Below are 4,037 nucleotides of genomic sequence, written 5' to 3' on the forward strand. Positions count from 1 at the left end.
GCCATCCATGGCCCAGTGCGGCTAACCCGGCGTCCTGCCGGGTTACCCACGGATTCAAGCCTGCGTTCGGCCAGCGTGGTTTGACGGGGCGCCTAAGATCAAGATCAAGAGCGACTCGCTGCGCATCGTGGTTAGCGTTGGGCGCTGCGGCGTTTGCCCTCTGTAGGAGCGAGCTTGCTCGCGAAAAACGTCAACGATAACGCGTGCTTTCTGAATGAACGCGGTGCCTGTGAGTTTTTCGCGAGCAAGCTCGCTCCTACAAAAAGCCTTAACTGACTGGCATCAGGGCAAGCCCCCACATTTGATTGGGTTCGCAGATCTGGACTCAGGGCGCGTCGGCCTTGATTTCCTGATAACGCCTTTCCAGTTCCTGGCGAATCTGCCGACGCTGCTGGGCCTGCACGAAGCGGCGTTTGTCTTCGCTGTTCTGCGGCTGCAAGGGGGGGACGGCGGCCGGTTTGCGCTGGTCGTCCACCGCCACCATGGTGAAGAAGCAACTGTTGGTATGACGCACCGAGCGCTCGCGAATGTTCTCGGTCACCACCTTGATGCCCACTTCCATCGAGGTGTTGCCGGTGTAGTTGACCGACGCGAGAAAGGTCACCAGTTCGCCGACATGGATCGGCTCGCGGAAAATCACCTGGTCCACCGACAGCGTGACCACATAACGACCGGCATAACGGCTGGCGCATGCGTACGCCACTTCGTCGAGGTACTTGAGCAGGGTGCCGCCGTGGACATTGCCTGAGAAGTTGGCCATGTCAGGGGTCATCAATACCGTCATCGACAGCTGGGCGTTTCCGGGTTCCATAGCACACTCACGGGTTTAGGCATTGGTTGGGTAGGGCACCTCTGCGGGTGCTGGGAGCTTTGCAGCCATCCCTAACGGGACGCCGGTGGGCGGCTTGCCGTCACGCCCGGGCCGATCTGTTTCCATATATTGCACCGGCTTTCCGGCGGAAGTCGCGGTGTTAACCTTCAAACGCGCCTGCACGGGCATTTCTTACGGTCACGGCAGACTTTTCTTTCAGCGGCTGCGCGCGCGGGAAGTGAGAAACCGCCAGCAATTCCAGGGAGCCCCACGCCATGCATGCCATCAGCTTTATCCAGGACTTGGCCGTGATCATGCTGGTGGCGGGGGTCGTCACCATCCTGTTTCATCGCCTCAAGCAGCCGGTGGTGCTGGGCTACATCGTCGCAGGCTTCATCATCGGCCCCCACACGCCGCCGTTCGGCCTGATTCACGATGAAGACACGATCAAGACGCTGGCCGAACTCGGGGTGATCTTCCTGATGTTCTGCCTGGGCCTGGAGTTCAGCCTGCGCAAGCTGTTCAAGGTGGGTGCCACGGCGTTTATCGCGGCGTTCCTGGAAATCATCCTGATGATCTGGATCGGCTACGAAATCGGTCAATGGTTCGACTGGAACACCATGGACTCGTTGTTTCTCGGCGCGATCCTGGCGATTTCCTCCACCACCATCATCGTCAAGGCGCTCAATGACCTGAAGATGAAGAACCAGCGTTTTGCCCAGCTGATATTCGGCGTGCTGATCGTCGAGGACATCCTGGGGATCGGCATCATTGCCTTGCTGTCGAGCATCGCCGTCAGCGGCACGGTCAGCTCCGGCGAGGTGTTTTCCACCGTCGGCAAGCTCTCGCTGTTCATGATTGTCGCGCTGGTGATCGGTATTCTGCTGGTGCCGCGCCTGCTGGCCTACGTCGCCAGGTTCGAAAGCAACGAGATGCTGCTGATCACGGTACTGGGTCTGTGTTTCGGCTTCTGCCTGCTGGTGGTCAAGCTTGAATACAGCATGGTGCTGGGGGCCTTCCTGATCGGCGCGATCATGGCCGAGTCACGCCAACTGATTAAAATCGAGCGCCTGATCGAACCGGTTCGCGACATGTTCAGTGCGATTTTCTTTGTCGCCATCGGCTTGATGATCGACCCGCAAATCCTGCTGCAGTACGCGTGGCCGATTGCGGTCATTACCGTGGCCGTGGTGCTGGGCAAGATGCTGTCGTGCGGGCTGGGCGCGTTTATCGCCGGCAACGATGGGCGCACCTCGCTACGGGTGGGCATGGGCCTGTCACAGATTGGCGAATTCTCTTTCATCATCGCGGCGCTGGGGATGACCCTGCAGGTCACCAGCGACTTTCTGTACCCGGTGGCGGTGGCGGTTTCGGCGATAACGACGTTGCTCACCCCGTACCTGATCCGCGGCGCCGACCCGCTGTCACTGAAAATTGCTGCCGTGATGCCCCAGCGCATGAGCCGGGTATTCGGCATGTATGGCGAATGGCTGCGCAGTATTCAGCCGCAAGGCGAGGGCGCCATGCTGGCGTCGATGATCCGCAAGATCGTGCTGCAAGTGGGAGTGAACCTGGCGCTGGTGATCGCGATCTTCTTCGCCGGCAGCTTTTTCGCGGCGCGCATCGGTGGGTATCTGGAAGGCTGGGTCAGCGATCAAAGCTGGCAGAAGGCGTTGATCTGGGGTGGCGCATTGCTGTTGTCGCTGCCGTTTCTGATCGCGGCGTACCGCAAGCTCAAGGCATTGTCGATGTTGCTGGCGGAGATGAGCGTGAAGCCGGAAATGGCCGGGCGGCATACCCAACGTGTGCGGCGGGTGATCGCGGAGCTGATCCCCATTCTGTCGCTGCTGGTGATCTTCCTGCTCCTGGCAGCCTTGTCGGCCAGTATTCTGCCGACCAACAAGTTGCTGGTACTGATTGCGGTGGTCACGGCGGCGGTGGCGGCCGTGCTCTGGCGCTGGTTCATCCGCGTGCATACGCGGATGCAGGTGGCCTTGCTGGAGACGCTGGATAACCACAAGGATACGCCGGAACACTAGAAGGCCAGGTGTGGGCCTCAGCTTTCCAGCCAGACATCCCGTGCCCAGTGCCACACCGATTCCCAGGTTTCTTCCTGGACCAGTTCTTCCTCGGCGGACCACAGCACCACGGTGCCGTCTTCTTCGACGCAGTAGTAATCGTCGCCGTCCTGGCAGATCGGGATCAGGCTGCGGTCAACACCGGCGTCCCAGGCGTTGGCGGCAACGTCCGGCAGATAGGTGTGGGACTGCGGGTCGGTGACGGTCACCGGCTCGAGGCTGCCGTAGACCACGTCGCTGACGGTCAGCAGGAATTCGCGGAACACAAAGGGGATGTCGATGAACAGTTGTTCTTCGATTTCCACCAGTTGGTCTTCGTCAGGCAGCTCCAAGGGAACCGGGACCGGTTCGTTGGCTTCACGCAGTTGTTCGATGATTTCTTCCACGGCCGGGATCCTCTTGCTAGATGGCGCGTTTTATAGGGGCGTTTTATACAGTAGCTCGCTATAAGTGCAACCGTGAAATAGAAAACCCCGGAACAGGTCCGGGGTTTTTGTTACCAGTTGCTCACGCGTGCGGGTATCAGCCGTTCTGGCGGATACCGGCGACCAGCCATGGCTGGTTTTCGCCCTGCGGACGTTCCATGTTCCAGCTTTCGCTGAACACTTCGCCCTGGTCGAAACGCGAGGTCTTCGACACGCCGCTGAAGGTCAGGGTGGCGATGGTCTTGTCGGCGCGATCATCCACACCGTCCAGCTGTACGCGCAGGTCGTCGATATAGGTCGACTGGAAGCCGTCACCCAGGTCGGCACGTTCGCGCTTGAGGAACTCCAGCAGTTGCGGGGTCACGAACTCGGCGATCTTGTCCATTTCGTTGGCGTCCCAGTGCTGCTGCAGGGACTGGAAGTGGCTGCGGGCCGCTTCAATGAAACGCTCTTCGTTGAACCAGGCCGGCGCGTTGATCACCGGACGGGCGGCCGCAGGGGCTGCCGAACCGCCGAAGATCGAACCCATGGCGGGTTTTTGCTCGAACACTTCACGCTGCATCGGCGCGCCGGCCGGGGCCAGGTGCTCCTGCTGCTTGCGGCGACGGGCGGCGATAAAGCGGAAGATCACGAAGGCAATGACCGCCAGGATCAGGATGTCGAAGATCTGCATGCCCTGGAAGCCGCCGCCCATGAACATGGACGCGAGCAGGCCACCGGCGG

At 60.4% G+C, this 4,037-nt stretch carries 4 protein-coding genes; 1 reads left to right on the plus strand and 3 read right to left on the minus strand.

Annotated elements, in window-relative coordinates; translation table 11 throughout:
* Window positions 1-325: 325 nt before the first annotated feature.
* Window positions 326-811, minus strand: a complete 486-nt coding sequence (locus tag BFP89_RS08865) for an acyl-CoA thioesterase (protein ID WP_065885124.1) — start codon at window positions 809-811, stop codon at window positions 326-328.
* A 275-nt stretch (window positions 812-1,086) separates the two neighbouring features.
* Here BFP89_RS08865 and BFP89_RS08870 point away from each other — a divergent pair, with 275 nt between their 5' ends.
* A complete protein-coding gene (locus tag BFP89_RS08870; RefSeq protein ID WP_065885125.1) occupies window positions 1,087-2,850 on the plus strand; it encodes a cation:proton antiporter in 1,764 nt (587 codons plus the stop codon).
* 17 nt (window positions 2,851-2,867) lie between these two features.
* Here the strand turns inward: BFP89_RS08870 and BFP89_RS08875 are convergent, their stop codons facing one another.
* Window positions 2,868-3,275 (minus strand): SMI1/KNR4 family protein, encoded by a 408-nt coding sequence (locus BFP89_RS08875; protein WP_003195742.1) that lies wholly within the window; start codon window positions 3,273-3,275, stop codon window positions 2,868-2,870.
* 136 nt (window positions 3,276-3,411) lie between these two features.
* Window positions 3,412-4,037: Tim44 domain-containing protein (locus BFP89_RS08880; protein WP_065885126.1), on the minus strand; the 626-nt coding region annotated here is incomplete at its 5' end.

The organism is Pseudomonas sp. 31 R 17, from assembly GCF_900004915.1.
Taxonomy (GTDB): Bacteria; Pseudomonadota; Gammaproteobacteria; order Pseudomonadales; family Pseudomonadaceae; genus Aquipseudomonas; species Aquipseudomonas orientalis_A.